This is a genomic window from Microbacterium sp. DWRC1-3, assembly GCF_049896645.1.
Taxonomy (GTDB): Bacteria; Actinomycetota; Actinomycetes; order Actinomycetales; family Microbacteriaceae; genus Microbacterium; species Microbacterium maritypicum.
Window position 1 is genome coordinate 528,141 of sequence record NZ_JAFCUS010000001.1, and the last position, 15,687, is coordinate 543,827.

At 67.4% G+C, this 15,687-nt stretch carries 13 protein-coding genes and 1 tRNA gene; 12 read left to right on the forward strand and 2 right to left on the reverse strand.

What is annotated here, in order from left to right:
* Positions 1-54: 54 nt before the first annotated feature.
* The 7 genes from ACP699_RS02530 (at position 55) to ACP699_RS02560 (ending at position 8,394) form a co-directional block, all read left to right on the forward strand.
* Positions 55-1,752: a GAF domain-containing protein gene (locus ACP699_RS02530; RefSeq protein ID WP_426168922.1), complete on the forward strand. Its 1,698-nt coding sequence runs from the start codon at positions 55-57 to the stop codon at positions 1,750-1,752.
* Positions 1,749-2,417 carry a response regulator gene (locus ACP699_RS02535; protein WP_151486367.1) on the forward strand — a complete coding sequence of 223 codons (669 nt, stop codon included), beginning with the start codon at positions 1,749-1,751 and terminating at the stop codon, positions 2,415-2,417. Before ACP699_RS02530 ends, ACP699_RS02535 begins: the two co-directional genes overlap by 4 nt.
* Before the next feature lie 205 nt (positions 2,418-2,622).
* Positions 2,623-3,204 carry a flavodoxin family protein gene (locus ACP699_RS02540; RefSeq protein WP_318278837.1) on the forward strand — a complete coding sequence of 194 codons (582 nt, stop codon included), beginning with the start codon at positions 2,623-2,625 and terminating at the stop codon, positions 3,202-3,204.
* Positions 3,201-4,616: an MBL fold metallo-hydrolase gene (locus tag ACP699_RS02545; RefSeq protein ID WP_426168927.1), complete on the forward strand. Its 1,416-nt coding sequence runs from the start codon at positions 3,201-3,203 to the stop codon at positions 4,614-4,616. Before ACP699_RS02540 ends, ACP699_RS02545 begins: the two co-directional genes overlap by 4 nt.
* A 13-nt stretch (positions 4,617-4,629) precedes the next feature.
* A complete protein-coding gene (locus ACP699_RS02550; RefSeq protein WP_426168930.1) occupies positions 4,630-5,469 on the forward strand; it encodes a universal stress protein in 840 nt (279 codons plus the stop codon).
* 89 nt (positions 5,470-5,558) lie between these two features.
* A complete protein-coding gene (gene adhP / locus ACP699_RS02555; RefSeq protein ID WP_302794631.1) occupies positions 5,559-6,617 on the forward strand; it encodes an alcohol dehydrogenase AdhP in 1,059 nt (352 codons plus the stop codon).
* An 88-nt stretch (positions 6,618-6,705) separates the two neighbouring features.
* Positions 6,706-8,394: a hypothetical protein gene (locus tag ACP699_RS02560; protein WP_302792237.1), complete on the forward strand. Its 1,689-nt coding sequence runs from the start codon at positions 6,706-6,708 to the stop codon at positions 8,392-8,394.
* 15 nt (positions 8,395-8,409) lie between these two features.
* Here ACP699_RS02560 and ACP699_RS02565 read toward each other — a convergent pair.
* A tRNA-Leu gene (locus ACP699_RS02565) sits at positions 8,410-8,492 on the reverse strand.
* 101 nt (positions 8,493-8,593) lie between these two features.
* Here ACP699_RS02565 and ACP699_RS02570 point away from each other — a divergent pair.
* Together ACP699_RS02570 and ACP699_RS02575 are read left to right on the forward strand one after the other, a co-directional pair.
* Positions 8,594-9,214, forward strand: coding sequence for an ANTAR domain-containing response regulator (locus ACP699_RS02570; RefSeq protein WP_017830602.1), 621 nt, complete (start codon positions 8,594-8,596; stop codon positions 9,212-9,214).
* A gap of 2 nt (positions 9,215-9,216) precedes the next feature.
* Entirely contained in the window at positions 9,217-9,792 is a 576-nt protein-coding gene (locus tag ACP699_RS02575) for a GNAT family N-acetyltransferase (protein WP_302792242.1), read from the forward strand.
* Here ACP699_RS02575 and ACP699_RS02580 read toward each other — a convergent pair.
* The gene (locus ACP699_RS02580) at positions 9,767-10,195 is read right to left on the reverse strand and encodes a hotdog fold thioesterase (RefSeq protein WP_302792245.1); all 429 of its coding nucleotides are present in this window, start codon (positions 10,193-10,195) and stop codon (positions 9,767-9,769) included. The genes ACP699_RS02575 and ACP699_RS02580 overlap by 26 nt on opposite strands.
* Before the next feature lie 45 nt (positions 10,196-10,240).
* On the opposite strand from ACP699_RS02580, the gene polA reads away from it, so the two are divergent.
* Genes polA through ACP699_RS02595 form a run of 3 tightly spaced genes read left to right on the forward strand, consistent with a single transcriptional unit; the run spans position 10,241 to position 15,681 of the window.
* A complete protein-coding gene (gene polA, locus ACP699_RS02585; protein WP_288967620.1) occupies positions 10,241-12,874 on the forward strand; it encodes a DNA polymerase I in 2,634 nt (877 codons plus the stop codon).
* Between the two features lie 41 nt (positions 12,875-12,915).
* Positions 12,916-14,592 carry a DUF885 domain-containing protein gene (locus ACP699_RS02590; protein ID WP_302792249.1) on the forward strand — a complete coding sequence of 559 codons (1,677 nt, stop codon included), beginning with the start codon at positions 12,916-12,918 and terminating at the stop codon, positions 14,590-14,592.
* Positions 14,593-14,646: 54 nt separating this feature from the next.
* Positions 14,647-15,681 (forward strand): LLM class flavin-dependent oxidoreductase, encoded by a 1,035-nt coding sequence (locus ACP699_RS02595; RefSeq protein ID WP_302792251.1) that lies wholly within the window; start codon positions 14,647-14,649, stop codon positions 15,679-15,681.
* Positions 15,682-15,687: the final 6 nt, after the last annotated feature.

Here is a 15,687-nt window from a genome sequence, read left to right on the forward strand (position 1 = left end):
GCAGAGGCCTTTCGAGAGTAGTGTCGGCAATGACTGCCGCGGAAAGTGGGGGTGATGGACGACGAAGAGCTTCGGTTCCCCGACCAGCGCCGATCCGAGCTGGAGAGCACGATCGGCGAGCTGGTAGAACGAGCTCAGCACGTGCTCAGCGCCCAGGGCCGACTGCGCAGCCTGCTCCGTGCGAGCCAGATCGTCGTGGAGGACCTCGACCTCGAACAGGTTCTTCGCCACATCGCCGAGGCCGCCGTGACTCTGGTGGATGCGCAATACGGCGCGCTCGGTGTGATCGACCGCGAGGGGCGCCTGGAGCAGTTCATCCACGTCGGGATGCCGGATGACGTCGCTGATCGGATCGGTGATCTTCCGGAGGGGCATGGTGTGCTGGGGGCGGTCATCGAGAGCGCGCATCCGATCCGCCTGATCGACCTCGGTGCCGATCCGCGATCGGTGGGGTTGCCCCCGCACCATCCGGTCATGCGCACGTTCCTCGGCGTTCCGATCCGGGTGCGCGGGGAGATTTACGGGAATCTGTATCTCACCAACCGCACGGGCGGCGAGTTCACCGACGAAGACGAAGAGCTGGTGCTCGCCCTCGCGACCACGGCCGCGATCGCGATAGACAATGCGCGTCGCTATGAGGAGTCCCAGCGCCTTCAACGCCTCAGCCACGCCCTCGCTGAGATCTCCGCGGCGTTGCTCTCGGCGGACGCGGGTAACGTCTTCGGCGTGGTGGCGGAGAAGGTTGCCTCCGTCATCGATGCCGACCTGGTCCTGATCGTTGCGCCGGGAGCCGAGGAGGGGCGCTACCACGTGGAGACAGCCCGAGGAGTCGGTGCCGATCGGCTCGAGGGCACGGAGGTTCCCGATGGCGATTCCCTGATCGCCCGGGCGATGAGCGGCGCAAGCGTCGTCTCCAACGCCGATCCTGCCGAGTCGCCCTCCTTCGAAGGGCATCTCTCCGGAGGATCGACCATCGCCGTCCCCCTTCTCGTCGCGGGCACGCCCGCGGGAGCCCTATGCGTGGTCCGCGACGCGACGCAGAAGCACTTCTCGTCCGAGGATCTGTCGGTGCTCTCCGAGTTCGCCGCGCAAGCGGGCATCGCCGTCGCCCTCGCGCATGCGCGTGCTGACCGTCAGCGGCTGGATCTGATCGAGGATCGTGCCCGGATCGCACGAGACCTTCACGACAACGTCATACAGCGGCTGTTCGGGACAGGGCTCGGCCTGCAGGCGCTGGCAGCGACCACGCCTGATCGAGCCGAAGCAATCTCCGCGCACGCCGGAGAGATCGACGCGGCCATCTCCGACTTCCGCACGGCCATCTTCGCTCTTCAGACCACGGACCCCGAGTCGGTCCGTCATCGTCTCCTCGACGTGGTGGGCGAGTTCACCCCGAGTCTTCGCAGCGCTCCCCGCGTCTCGTTCTCCGGTCCCGTCGATCTCCTCGTCACCGGCGCGCTCGGTGACGACATCGTCGCCGTGGTGCGCGAGTCGCTGAGCAACGTCGCCCGCCATGCGCGCGCCACGACGTCGGAGGTCATCGTCGCCGTCACGGCATCCCATGTCACGGTCGTCGTCGACGACGACGGGATCGGTATGCCCGAGAACCCGGAGCGCGTCAGCGGGACGGCGAATCTGGAGATGCGCGCGCGAGCGCACGGCGGCACGTGCACGGTCGCGGCCCGAGACCTCGGCGGCACGAGGGTCCACTGGCGGGCGCCGCTCGAGGCGGAGACGACGGGCTCCCGATGATCGGCGTGTTCCTGGTGGATGACCACAGTGTCGTCCGTCGCGGAATCGCGCAGATCCTCGACGCGGAGCCGGGACTCGAGGTGGTCGGAGAATCCGGCACTGTGCGCGGCACGCTCGGGCGGGTGGAGGCGACTTCGCCGGATGTCGTCGTGCTCGACGTGCGGCTCCCGGACGGCAGCGGCGTGGACCTCTGCCGGAGCATCCGATCGGCGCACCCCGGGATTCGATGCCTCATGCTCACGGCCTTCGACGACGACGCGGCGAGCGCCGCCTCGGTGATCGCCGGCGCGTCGGGGTATGTCCTGAAGACGATCCGTGGCACTTCTCTCATCGACTCGATCCGCCGGGCGGCGGCCGGTGAGGACTTGACGCCTCCGGCAGTCACAGCGCGTGTGCGGACCGAGCTCGCTTCTCGCGCGACGGCCCTTCCCGCCCCCGAGGCGCCGTTGACCCTGCGCGAGAGCCAGATTCTGCGCTTGATCGCGGAAGGACTCACGAACCGTCAGATCGGCGAGCGCCTCGGCCTCGCCGAGAAGACGGTCAAGAACTACGTCTCTGGTCTCCTCGCGAAGCTCGGCATGCAGCGTCGCACGCAGGCGGCCGTCTACGGTGCCACGGAGCACTTCTCCGATCGAGCGACGGGGGAACGCTTCGATCCGTCGTGAACGTTCATGGGACGTTCGACCCTGACAGGGGCACCGCACGGGAGAAGCATGTCTCGTCGGGGCACTCCCACCACCGTCAGAGGAGCATCATGGCCGACTCGACCTTCGCCGCACATCGTCCACTCGTGATCGATCCCGCCGATCTGCAGCTTCCCCCCACTCAGCCGATCGACATCACCGCTCTCCTGCATGAGGGAACGCGATCGTGACGGGTGGATACGCGCATACCGACGCCCCGTCCACGGACATCGTCTTCGAGTCCTTCTTCGGCAACACCCGTCGCGTGGCCGAGGCGATCACCGACGGTGTGCGGCAGCATCTCGTCGCCGCCCTCGTCGACGTGCGCGATGAGGTTCCCCCGAATGAGCACGGCGTCCTCGTGGTCGGAGCGCCCACTCACGCCCACTCGCTGAGCAGACCCGCTTCCCGGCGCGAAGCCGAGATGTGGGCCAAGGACCTCGGGAAGCACCTGGCGCTCGAGCAGGGAAGCCGAGCGACCGGGATCCGGGAGTGGATCGAGACCGACCCGCGCGCGGTGTCCGGCTTCGCCGCCTTCGACACCCGTGTCGACATGCCGAGGATCTTCACCGGCTCGGCGGCGACGGCGATCAGCACGCGGCTGCGGAAGCGGGGGCTGCGAGAGCTCGTCCGCCCCGAGAGCTTCCTGGTCGACAAGGACAGCCGGCTCCTCGCCGGCGAGCTCGAACGCGCCCATGCCTGGGGTGCCGCACTCGCCCTCGAGGCGCTCTCGGGATCGTCGGCAGTGAGCAGCCGGTCACGACCATGACCGCGACGAAGGGCAGTGCCGCGAGCCTGACCTTTCTCGGGGCCGCCGATACGGTGACCGGCTCCCGCTATCTCGTCAGTGCCCCTTCCTCGCGGATCCTCGTGGATTGCGGGCTGTTCCAGGGATTCAAGGTGCTCCGCGAGCGCAATCGTGCACCGTTTCCGGTCCCTCCGGATTCCATCGACGCGGTGGTCCTCACCCACGCGCATCTGGATCACTCCGGGTACCTCCCGGCACTCGTCAGAGACGGGTTCGGGGGTCGCATCTACGCGAGTGCCGGCACGGCTTCCCTCTCCCGGATCATGCTCATGGACAGTGCGCATCTGCTCGAGGAGGAAGCACGGCACGCGGCGAAGCACAAGTGGTCTCGGCATGAGCATCCCCGACCTCTCTACACGACGCAGGATGCGGAGCGCGCCGTGGAACGGTTCGTCATCGTGCCGGAAGGGGAGGAGACATCTGTATCCGGCGCGACCGGCGTCGTGCTTCATCCGGCCGGTCACATCCTGGGCGCCATGAGCGCATATGTCGACGTCGACGGTCGTCGGCTGTGCTTCACCGGTGACCTCGGACGAACCGATGACCCCCTCATGCGGCCGCCGCACCCCTTCGAAGGCGCCGACGTCCTCGTGACCGAATCCACGTATGGAGATCGCGCACACAGCACTGTCGACCCGGAAACGTCGTTGGGGGACATCGTGCGGCGCACGGTGCGTCGCAACGGTGTGGTGCTCATCCCCGCCTTCGCCGTCGGACGCACCGAGACGGTGCTGTTGCATCTGTCCCGCCTGCGGGACCGCGGTGAGATCCCCGACGTGCCGATCTACGTCAACAGCCCGATGGCGATCAGCGTCGCCGAGGTGTATCGACGCCACCCTGAGGAACATCGGCTGTCCCGAGAAGAGGTCGATCGGCTGTATGGGCTCGCGACGCCGATCCACAGCGTCGACGACTCGAAACTGCTCAATCTGCGCGGAGGGCCGATGATCATCATCTCGGCCAGCGGAATGCTCGCAGGCGGGCGGATCCTCCACCATCTTCAGGCCTACGCCCCCGACGAGCGCAATGCGATCGTCCTCACCGGGTACCAGGCCGGCGGTACACGCGGAGCTCGTCTCCTGTCCGGCGCGCGCACGCTGCGCCTATTCGGCAGAGAGATCGCCGTGGAGGCCGAGGTCGTGGCGATCGACTCGATGTCCGCGCATGCCGATGCCGATGGCGTGCTCCGTTGGATGCGGGGCGCATCGCGCGCGCCCGGTGCCGTCTACGTCACGCACGGCGAACCCGCCGCCGCCGACGCGCTGCGGCTCCGGATCGAACACGAACTGGGGTGGCCGGCGCGCGTTCCCGACCACGGAGAAGAAGTACCGATCAGTCCCGAGCCCCGGCCCCGCGCACGTTTCGCCCCCTGAAAGGAAACCACTCATGCAAGAGAGCATCCTGGTCGGAGTCGTCGATACTCCTGCTTCCCGACGAGCCGTCGAGTGGGCGGCGCGCCGCGCGAATGAACGGCTCAGCAGGGTGGAACTCCTCTCTGTGGTGGGCGGCGCGATCGGAACAGTCGGCGAAGGGGCAGTCGTCGCCGAGGCCATCAGCCTGACGCAGACGTTGCTCGAACGCGAAGCGGAGCGGGTCAGGGCGCACGGGGTGAAGGCGGACACCGTGGTCTCGCGAGGAAACCCGGTGGAGGAACTGATCAGCGCATCGATGGTGTTCGATCTCCTCGTGATCGGAAGCGACTTCCGGGGGGATCATGCAGGTGCGCGCAGCATCCACCACGGCATCCGTGTGGCGGCAGGTGCCCACTGCCCGGTGGTCGTCGTTCCCGACATCGATCTCGCCGGTCGGCGGGGCGTGATCGTGGGCGTCGACGGATCCGCGGTTTCCGGGAAGCTCATCGATTTCGCCGCGGCAGAAGCCGCGCGCACCGGCGATCCGCTCACCGTGGTCAACACCTGGGTCACGGTCCCGTTGCCGCTCAACATGTCGGCCTATCCTGCGGACTATCTCTCCGGCATGCAGAAGGTGACGGAGGAGGCGCTGACGGATTCTCTGAAGGGGATCCCTCGCCTGTATCCGGAGCTCGAGGTGCATCGAGTCGTCGAGCGCGGCTATGCCGCAACCGTCATCAACCGCCTTGCGCGGGACGCGCGTCTCACGGTCATCGGCTCTCACGGCCGTGGCGCGATCGCCCGATTCCTCCTCGGTTCGACCAGCCAAGAGGTCCTCTCGAGTCCCTCCACTGTCACCGTGCTCGTCCGGTGAGCGCCCGGCACGGTGGGACCTTCGACCCGGGGAAGAAGGTCCGGCGGCGTCAGGCTTGAAGCATCCACGAGTCCCGTCCAGGAGGAATGATGCGAGCAGCAGTCGTCACAGAGTTCGGTGCACCGGCGCAGGTGGAAGAGCGTCCGATCCCACAGCCCGGTCCGGGACAGGTCCTGGTCCGGGTGGAGACATGCGGACTGTGCCACACCGACATCCACGCCATGCGCGGAGATTGGCCGGTCAAGCCCCCGCTCCCGCTCATCCCGGGGCACGAAGGCGTGGGCATCGTCGAACAGCTCGGTGACGGCGTGACCAGCCGCACGGTCGGACAGAGAGTCGCGATGCCCTGGCTCGGCCACGCATGCGGCGAATGCCGGTACTGCGTCGATGGTCGAGAGAACCTCTGCGAGAGCCAGTACAACAACGGCTACGCCGTCGACGGCGGCTACGCCGAGTACATGCTGGCAGACGCCCGCTTCGCCGTTCCCGTTCCGGACGGCATCACCGCGATCGACGCCGCGCCGCTCACCTGCGCCGGAGTCACGACCTACGCGGCGATCAAGAACGCGCATGTCACGCCGGGCGAGACGGTCGCGATCTTCGGTGTCGGGGGGCTCGGTCACCTTGCGGTGCAGTACGCCCGCCTGGTGGGCGCCAAGGTCATCGCGGTGGACATCACCGACGAGAAACTCGACCTGGCATCCGAGCTGGGTGCAGACCACATCGTGAACGCCGCCGACGCCGATCCGGTCGCTGCGATCCGAGATCTCGGTGGTGCCGACGTCGTCGTCGTCCTCGCGGTCGCGCCCGCGGTCTTCGACCAGGCGTTCCGCTCTCTGAACCGCGGCGGCAGGCTCGTGCTGGTATCCCTCCCCGCCGGTGGGGAGCTCACGGTGCCGATCTTCGACACCGTGCTCAAGGGGATCAGCATCATCGGCTCCATCGTCGGGACCAGGCAGGATCTGGCCGAGGTCTTCGACCTTCACGCCGCCGGACGGACGCGGGTCGTCACCGAGCCCCGTGAGCTGGACCAGGTCAACGCATCGGTCGACGAGGTGCTGGCGGGGACCGTGCCGGCCCGCCTCGTGTTCCAGTATCACACCGCCGATGTCGTCCCGACGCACGACGGGACCGCCGCGTCCCTGTGAGCCGGCGACGCACCGCAGACCATCGCTCCACCGACCGGGGCGACCGACTTTTTCCGATAAGGAGAGCAAAGACATCGTGAGAACGAACGTGAGACTTCGAGTATGGACAGGGCTTGTGTTGGGTGTGGCCGTCGTGTTCGCCACGGCGGCAGCAGCCGACGCCGCCGTGCCGCCTCCGCTCGGGGACGACGGCTCCTACCACGTGGTCCGGAGCTGGAACACCACCCAATCGGAGCCCACCGGGTTCCTGGTTCCTTCGACGATTCTCGCCACGACGGCGGGTGAGATCTACGGGATCGCGAACTACTCCTCGGGTTCGTCTCAAGCGATCATCCGTGACAGCGACACCGGATCGCGCCTTGCCTCCTGGTACAACCCCGACACCTCGCCGACAGGTCTGGCATTGGATGCTGCGGAGAATCCGCACGTCCTGGAACGAAACAACATGACCGGGCTATGGCAGGTCACCACGTACGACCCGGTGGGGGTGACCCTCAACACGGCCGTGCTCACCGGCAGCGAGGACATCAGCCTCGCGGGACTCGCCCTTGCCGAGGACGGCACGATCTACACCATCAACGCGGGCGCCTCCCCGAACGAGATCGCAAGCTACTCCTCGGACGGCACGGCTCGACCGGCGACGCCGCTGCCGGGCCTGCAGATCAGCTACGCCGCATTCAACCTGAACCTCGCCGCCGACGGTCGGCTTCACTTCTCGGCGTACAGCCTCGCCGACGGCAACTCGGTCCTCGTCGGAGTCGGAACGGATGGCGGGGGCCTCGCCGTCACCGCACTCCCGAATGCCGCGCAGACCACTCTCGGCCCGAACGACCGACTCTTCACCGTGCAGTACGACGGCACGATCGTCATCTCGGACACGAGCGGTGCGGTGCTCGACACCATCCCCCCGACCGCCTTCGCCCCGTCTCAGATATCGCCGATCGGAATCACAGCTGCGACCGACGGGGGGACGATCTTCGTCAGCGGATACGCATACAACCCCGTCACCGGCGAGTCGACTCCCGGGATCACGGCGCTTCAGCCGCTGCGCTCCCCGGACATCGTCGGCACGGCGTTCACGGCGCTCAGCTGCGAAGCCTTCAGCGACGTCGTCACCGCCACGGGTACACCGCCACCGAGCTTCTACCAGGTCATCAGCGGCGTGCTGCCCCCGGGAATCACGCTCAACGGCGATACGGGCGAGATCGCGGGCGTCCCGACCATCGACGGCGACTTCGGCTTCACGATCCAGGCATTCAACGGTGTGACACCGACACCCGACACCACCACTCGGGACACCGCCGACTACACGATCCGTGTGAGTCTGAAGACTTTCGCCACGTCAGCCCCCATCATCAGCGGGACACCGAGCGAGGGGAGCGAGCTCACCGTCGACGTTGCCCCATGGGTCCCCGTGCCGACAGAGATCGACTACCTGTGGCTCCGCGACGGCCAGCCGATCGACGGAGCGACCTCGAGCACCTACACCCTGGTCGCCGCCGACGTCGGTCGAGACATCAGCGTGGCGGTCTCCGGTACGGCGGACTGCTACAGTCCGGCCACGGCGACCTCTGCCGCGCTCACCATCCCGACTCCGGCGCCCAGCCCTCCTCCCGCTCCGGGTCCGTCGGATCCGGGCGCACCCCCGCATGGTGGTCTGGCGGGAACGGGTGGCGACACGAGCGGCCTGCCGCCCCTGCTCATCAGCGCAGCGATGATGATGACGATCGGTGCCGCGCTCATCCTCGTTTCAGGGGCGCGCCGTCGTCTGAGGTGATCTGCGCTGCAAGGGTGCCGGCGGTGGGACTCGAACCCACACGCCCTTTCGGACAAAGCATTTTGAGTGCTCCGCGTCTGCCATTCCGCCACGCCGGCTCGTGTGTCGCGTCTATGACTTTAGCGCAGGGGAGGGGGAGTGATCCTCCGCGCCGAGTGGTTACGGCCTGCAGACAGGGGCACTCCACTAGGATGGTTCTGTGACAGAGCAAGAAGAGCAGGCTGAGCAGCCCACGTCATCCGCACCCCGACGCGTGGTCGTCGCCGAAGATGAGTCGCTGATCCGTCTCGACATCGTCGAGATCCTCCGCGACAACGGCTTCGATGTCGTCGGTGAGGCCGGTGATGGAGAGACCGCGGTCGCTCTGGCGACCGAGCTGCGCCCCGACCTCGTCATCATGGATGTCAAGATGCCTCAGCTCGACGGCATCAGCGCCGCCGAGAAGCTGCACAAGGGCAACATCGCCCCCGTCGTGCTCCTCACGGCTTTCAGCCAGAAGGAGCTCGTCGAGCGTGCCAGCGAGGCCGGTGCTCTCGCGTACGTCGTGAAGCCGTTCACTCCGAACGACCTCCTGCCGGCGATCGAGATCGCGCTGGCCCGGCACGAGCAGATCATCACGCTCGAGGCCGAGGTCGCCGACATGGTCGAGCGCTTCGAGACCCGCAAGCTCGTCGATCGGGCCAAGGGTCTGCTCAACGAGAAGATGGGTCTGAGCGAGCCCGAGGCGTTCCGCTGGATCCAGAAGGCCTCCATGGATCGCCGTCTGACGATGCAGGACGTCGCCAAGGCGATCATCGAGCAGCTCGCGCCCAAGAAGTAAGGGTGAGCGCCGGGGTCATCCGGCTCGATACCGAGCACATCCTGCGGCCCGTGCGCCTCGGAGATGGCGCCGCGCTCTCGCGGGCGTATCTGGCGAACCGCGAGCACCTCGCACCGTGGGAGCCCTCACGCACGGAGGCGTTCTTCACCGTCGCCTCGCAGGAGCAGCACGCGCAGCAGTGCGTCGACGATGCGTCCGCAGGTCGCAGCGTCCGCTTCGTGATCGCGTCCGACGACGGTGAGATCCGCGGACGGATGAACATCAACAACATCGTCCGTGGTGCGTTCTGGAGCGCCGATCTCGGCTACTGGGTCGACGTCTCGCGGCTGCGTCGCGGGCTCGCGCACCGCGCCGTCGCGCAGATCATCGAGTACTCGCGCACGGAACTGGGACTTCATCGGCTGCAGGCGGCCACACTGGTGCACAACCTCGGCTCCCAGAGCGTGCTGCGAGGAAACGGCTTCGAGCGCATCGGGATGGCGCCGAAGTACCTCCGCATCGCGGGGGAGTGGCAGGACCACCTGCTCTTCCAGCGACTGCTGGAGGAACCGCTCAGCGCTCGGCGGGAAGGTCCTTGATCATGTTGGTGATGCGGATCGTGGAGCAACGTCGCCCCTGATCGTCGGTCACCACGATCTCGTGCACGGTGATGCTGCGTCCCAGGTGGACAGGGGTGCAGACGCCGGTGACGACGCCCGACGTCGCCGAACGCGTGTGCGTCGCGTTGATGTCGACGCCGACGGCGAGCCGTCCGGCACCGGCGTGCAGATTGGCCGCCATCGATCCGAGGGATTCCCCGAGGACCACGTAGGCGCCGCCGTGCATGAGTCCGACAGGCTGCGTGTTGCCCTCGACCGGCATCGTCGCGACGCAGCGGTCGACGCTGAATTCGACGAACTCCATGCCCATCTTCTCGGCCAGAGCGCCCATTCCGCGGGCTGTGGCCCAGCCGAGTCCCTCGCTCGTCGCGACGTCGCTCATGCATCCTCCTCAGCGGGTGTCTGTCGTCCTCGTTAGGCTGACAGGGTGACGGACTCCGCAAAGCCTACCCTCATGGTCGTCGACGGCCATTCGCTCGCCTATCGTGCCTTCTTCGCCCTCCCGGTCGACAACTTCACGACCAAAGACAACCAGCACACGAACGGCATCTACGGCTTCCTGTCGATGCTGGTGAACCTCATCAAGGCCGAGCAGCCGACGCACCTGGCGATCGCCTTCGACACCTCGCGTCACTCCTTCCGCACCGACGAGTACCCGGAGTACAAGGCCACGCGCTCCGAGTCGCCTCAGGAGTTCAAGGGGCAGATCCCCCTGCTCCAGGAGTGCCTCACTGCGATGTCGATCCCGGTGCTGACGAAGGAGGGGATCGAGGCCGACGACATCCTCGCCACGCTCGCGTCTCAGGGGGCCGAACAGGGCTTCGACGTGCTCGTCGTCTCGGGCGATCGCGACACGATTCAGCTCGTCAACGACGATGTCACGCTGCTGTACCCGTCGGTGCAGGGCGTCTCCCAGCTCAAGCGCTACGACCCGACGACCGTCCAGGAGCGCTACGGGGTCCGGCCGGAGCAGTATCCCGACATCGCCGCTCTCGTCGGCGAGACCAGCGACAACCTGCCCGGTGTGCCGAAGGTGGGGGAGAAGACCGCCGTCAAGTGGCTCACGCAGTTCGGGTCGCTCGACGAACTGATCGCCCGAGCCGACGAGATCAAGGGTGTGGTCGGCGGTAACCTCCGCGATCACATCGACGACGTGCGCCGCAACCGCAAACTCAACCGGCTGCTCACCGACGTGGAGCTTCCCGTAGGCCCTGCCGATCTCGCGGTCGCGCCGATCGATGCCCAGGCCGTGCGTGACATCTTCGCCCGCCTGGAGTTCCGCACGCTGCTTCCGCGGGTGTTCGAGGCCGTCGGTGCGGGCGAGGTCGCCGACGATCCCGCATCCGTGGTCGTCCTTCCTGTGCCTGTGGAGGTGACGCCCGCCGAGCTCGCTGACTGGGGTTCGGCACAGGAAGGCGAAGTCTCCCTCCGGGTCACGACGCAGGGCGGAGTGCCCGTGCGCATCGGTGCCGCCACCCTGACCGAGCTCCGCGAATCCGACTGGACCGAAGCCGCGCCCGAGGCGCTGCGCGGATGGCTCGAGTCCGACGCGCCGAAGGTGCTCCACGACGCGAAAGCGCAGGTGAAGGCACTGATCCGTCAAGGCATCCGCCTCGGCGGCCTTTCGTACGACACGAGTCTCGCCGGCTGGCTGCTGCGACCGAGCTTCCCGGACAAGACCCTCTCCGACCTGGTCGAGCGCTACCTGGGCGAGAAGCTCCCCGAGGCCGACCCGTCGCAGCTCGTGCCCGAGACCGAGGGCGCGACGCCTTCGCAGGAGGCGTGGTTCGCGCTGCGCGTCGCCGATGCTCTTCGGGAAGACATCCCCGAGCCGGTCGCCAAGGTCTTGGTCGACATCGAGCTGCCGACGCTGCTCACCCTCGCCGACATGGAGGTCGCGGGCGTCGCGGTCTCGCACGACGTGCTGTCCACGTTCTCCGGAGAGCTCGCCGCCCGCGCCGAGGCGCTCGCGCAGGAGGCCTTCTCCGTGGTCGGGCGCGAGTTCAACCTCGGCTCGCCCAAGCAACTGCAGGAGGTCCTGTTCGAAGACCTGCAGCTGCCGAAGACCCGAAAGACCAAGACTGGTTACTCGACGGATGCCGCGGTTCTCGCCGACCTGCAGGAGAGCAACCCCCACCCGTTCCTGAACCTGCTGCTACAGCACCGTGAGGCCACCAAGCTGCGTCAGATCATCGAGTCGCTCGATACCGCCATCGGCGACGATCACCGCGTGCACACGACGTATGTGCAGACCGGAAGCCAGACGGGGCGTCTCTCCAGCACCGACCCCAACCTGCAGAACATCCCGGTGCGTACCGAGGAATCCCGTCGCATCCGCAGCGCGTTCGAGGTGGGCGAGGGCTACGAGGCGCTTCTCACCGCCGACTACTCGCAGATCGAGATGCGCATCATGGCGCACCTCTCCGGCGACGAAGGCCTCATCGAGGCGTTCAACAGCGGGGAAGACCTGCACCGTTTCGTCGGTGCGCGGGTCTTCGGAGTCGAGCCGAGCGAGGTGACAGCGGCCATGCGCACCAAGGTCAAGGCGATGTCGTACGGCCTGGTCTACGGGCTCTCCGCGTTCGGCCTCTCCAAGCAGCTGCGCATCGAGCAGTCCGAGGCCAAGCAGCTCATGATCGAGTACTTCGCTCGGTTCGGCGCGGTGCGCGACTATCTGCGCGCGTCGGTCATGAAGGCGAAGGAGGTCGGCTACACCGAGACGATCTTCGGCCGCCGCCGTCCATTCCCCGACCTGGCGAGCCCGAACCGGGTGCTGCGCGAGAACGCCGAGCGCGCGGCCCTCAACGCCCCCATCCAGGGCAGTGCCGCAGACATCATGAAGATCGCGCTCCTGCACATCCACGATGATCTCCGCTCCGAGCAGCTCTCCTCGCGCGTGCTGCTGCAGATCCACGACGAGCTCGTCGTCGAGGTCGCTCCCGGGGAGTGGGAAGCGACGGAGCGCATCGTGCGGGCGCGGATGGGTGACGCCGCCGACTTGTCGGTGCCGCTCGACGTGCAGGTCGGACGCGGTCGCGACTGGAACGAAGCCGCGCACTGAGGTCCGGCGGCGGAAGGGGGCCGGGGATTAGGCTGACAGCTATGACTTCAGCTCCCCGCACCCCCTCCGCCATCGACGCCGTCGCCGATGAATGGGTCGACACGATCGCGGTCCTCGCGCCCACGCTCGGGACGTATATCGGCCGCGATGAGGTGAACGACCGTTTCGGCGACCTGAGCCCGGCGGGGCACGAGGAGATCGCCGCGGCGACCCGCGCGACGCTCGACAAGCTCGCCGCACTCGAGCCGGTCGATGCGATCGACGAGGTCACCAAGACCGACCTCGGAGCCGAGCTGCGTCTCGACCTCGAGCTGCACGACGCGAAGTGGCATCTGCGGGACCTCAACGTCATCGCCTCGGCCGCACAGGATGTGCGCGCGGCGTTCGATCTGATGCCGACCGCGACCGTCGAGAACTGGGATGTGGTCGCGACGAGGCTCGCCGCGGTCCCCGAGGCACTGCGCGGTTACATCGAGACCCTGCGGACCGGTATCGCCGAGGGCGTGACGCCGGCGCGACGCCAGGTCGTCGAGGTCGCGACGCAGATCGACCGCTACACGGCCGACGACGGCTTCTTCGCCGCCTTCGTGGCCGATGCCGATCCCGACGAGGGGCAGCTGCCCGCTTCGCTCGCGCGCAGCCTCGCCGACAACTCCGCCGCGGCACGGGTCGCCTACGACGAGCTTCGTCGCTTCCTCGTGGAAGAGCTCGCTCCCGCGACGGGCGAGGTCGACGCGGTCGGACGCGACCTGTACGCGCTCAACTCCCGTCGCTTCCTCGGGGCGACGATCGACCTCGACGAGACGTACGAGTGGGGGCGCGAGGAGCTCGCGCGCATGGTGGCGGAGCAGACCGCGATCGCGAACGAGATCCTGCCCGGTGCATCCGTGGAAGAGGCCGTCGCCCACCTCGAGGCCGACCCGGCCCGCAAGCTCGTCGGCACCGACGCGCTCCAGAGGTGGATGCAGGAGACGAGCGACCGCGCTGTCGCCGAGCTCGGCGCCTCGCACTTCGACATCCCGGAGGCCATCCGCACCCTCGAGTGCATGATCGCCCCCACGCAGGAGGGCGGCATCTACTACACCGGGCCGACGGACGACTTCTCTCGCCCCGGCCGCATGTGGTGGTCGGTCCCCGAGGGCGTCACGGAGTTCGACACCTGGCGCGAGCTGACCACCGTGTTCCATGAGGGCGTGCCGGGACACCACCTCCAGATCGCCCAGGCCGTGTACAACCGGGCCGAGCTCAACTCCTGGCGCCGTCTGCTCGCCGGCACCTCGGGTCATGCCGAGGGCTGGGCTCTGTATGCCGAGCGTCTGATGGAGCAGCTGGGCTACCTCGACGATCCCGCCGACCGTCTCGGCATGCTCGACGGGCAGCGTATGCGGGCCGCCCGCGTGGTGCTCGACATCGGCGTGCACCTGGGCAAGCCTCGACTCGACGGTACGGGTGTCTGGGACGCCGAGTACGCACTGGACTTCATGCGCCGGAACGTGAACATGTCCGACCAGTTCGTGCAGTTCGAGGTGAATCGCTACCTGGGCTGGCCTGGTCAGGCGCCGTCCTACAAGGTCGGTCAGCGCATCTGGGAACAGGTCCGTGACGGCGTCCGCGCAGCCGAAGGCGATGCGTTCTCCTTCAAGGACTTCCACAAGCGCGCACTCGACATGGGCGGTGTCGGCCTCGACACGCTGCGCAGCGCCTTGCTTCCACGCTGACGGGAATGCGGTCCGGCCGAGGCGTGTTCATTCATCTGAATAGGAAGGGATGACATGGGCATCGAATTCGGGTTGGACACGTTCGGCGACATCACCAGGAACGCGGACGGAGAGCTCCTCACCGGCGCGCAGACGATCCGCAACATCGTCGCGCAGGCAGAGCTGGCCGACACGGTCGGTGTGGACTTCTTCGGGGTGGGGGAGCACCACCGCGCGGAGTTCGCGGTCTCTGCCCCGGAGATGGTGCTGGCCGCTATCGCGGCCCGCACCAAGCACATCCGTTTGGGCACGGCGGTGACGGTGCTCTCGTCCGACGACCCTGTGCGCGTTTTCGAGCGGTTCTCGACGTTGGATGCCCTCTCGAACGGTCGTGCCGAGGTGGTTCTCGGCCGCGGCTCCTTCATCGAGTCGTTCCCGTTGTTCGGCTATGACCTCCGTGACTACGACGCACTCTTCGAGCAGAAGCTCGAGCTGTTCGTCGAGCTCCTCAAGGAGGAGCCGGTGACGTGGTCGGGCACCATGCGCTCTTCGCTCGAGAACGCGAACGTCTTCCCGAAGACCGAGAAGGGTCTGCGCACCTGGGTCGGTGTGGGGGGCAGCCCTGAGTCGGTCGTCCGTGTCGCACGCCATGGCCTCGGCCTGATGCTCGCGATCATCGGGGGATCGGCGGCGCGGTTCAAGCCCTTCGTCGACCTGTACCACCGCTCCGTGGCCTCCTTCGGCACGACGTCGCACCCCGTCTCGGTGCATTCGCCCGGCCACATCGCCGAGACGGATGCGGAGGCCTGGGACGCCGCGTACTCCGGCTTCGAGGCCATGAACAACACGATCGGACGTGAGCGCGGATGGCCGGCATACAGTCGTGCGCGCTTCCAGAACGACATCGGCCCTGAAGGAGCGATCTACGCGGGCTCGCCGGATCGCGTCGCGGCGAAGATCGCCGACACGATCACGACGCTGGGACTCGGCCGGTTCGACTTGAAGTACGCCACAGGCACCCTGTCGCACGAGTCGATGATGCGCAGCATCGAGCTGTACGGCACCGAGGTTATCCCGCGGGTGAAGCGGATCCTCGACGCTCAGGACTGACGTCAT

Coding starts and splice junctions, on each gene's coding strand:
- adhP (WP_302794631.1), top strand. CDS start 5,559: ATGCGAGCAGCAGTCGTCACAGAGTTCGGTGCACCGGCGCAGGTGGAA.
- ACP699_RS02590 (WP_302792249.1), top strand. CDS start 12,916: ATGACTTCAGCTCCCCGCACCCCCTCCGCCATCGACGCCGTCGCCGAT.
- ACP699_RS02550 (WP_426168930.1), top strand. CDS start 4,630: ATGCAAGAGAGCATCCTGGTCGGAGTCGTCGATACTCCTGCTTCCCGA.
- ACP699_RS02535 (WP_151486367.1), top strand. CDS start 1,749: ATGATCGGCGTGTTCCTGGTGGATGACCACAGTGTCGTCCGTCGCGGA.
- ACP699_RS02580 (WP_302792245.1), bottom strand. CDS start 10,195: ATGAGCGACGTCGCGACGAGCGAGGGACTCGGCTGGGCCACAGCCCGC.
- ACP699_RS02545 (WP_426168927.1), top strand. CDS start 3,201: ATGACCGCGACGAAGGGCAGTGCCGCGAGCCTGACCTTTCTCGGGGCC.
- ACP699_RS02595 (WP_302792251.1), top strand. CDS start 14,647: ATGGGCATCGAATTCGGGTTGGACACGTTCGGCGACATCACCAGGAAC.
- ACP699_RS02530 (WP_426168922.1), top strand. CDS start 55: ATGGACGACGAAGAGCTTCGGTTCCCCGACCAGCGCCGATCCGAGCTG.